The sequence below is a fragment of the Zwartia panacis genome (assembly GCF_030410395.1).
GTDB lineage: Bacteria > Pseudomonadota > Gammaproteobacteria > Burkholderiales > Burkholderiaceae_B > Zwartia > Zwartia panacis.
On the sequence record NZ_JAUHHF010000041.1, the window covers coordinates 1 to 357 of the forward strand.

The 357-nt window shown below is 58.3% G+C and carries 1 protein-coding gene; it reads left to right on the forward strand.

Going from position 1 to position 357, the window contains the following annotated elements; genetic code table 11:
* A partial coding sequence (locus QWY30_RS15865) for a phosphopantetheine-binding protein (protein ID WP_290242666.1) occupies positions 1-357 on the forward strand: 357 nt, incomplete at both ends.

Below are 357 nucleotides of genomic sequence, written 5' to 3' on the forward strand. Positions count from 1 at the left end.
GTTTACCGCTCACGCCCAATGGCAAGCTCGATCGCAAGGCGTTGCCCGATCCGGACTTTGGCGCCGATCAGAGTACGTACCGTGCGCCAGTCAGCGAGCACGAGATCATGTTGTGCGGATTGTTCGCGGAGGTGACGGGCGCGAGCCGCGTGGGCTTGGACGACAGTTTCTTTGCGATCGGCGGGCATTCGCTGCTTGCGATGCGGCTGATTGCCCGTGTGCGTCAGCTCACCGCTTGTGAATTGCCATTGCGCGTGTTGTTTGAGTCTCCGACTCCGGCGGCACTGGCAATATTCATTGATCAGTTAAAGGTTCATTCCGGACCTCAACTCACTCCAGGTATCGGACGGTTAAGTG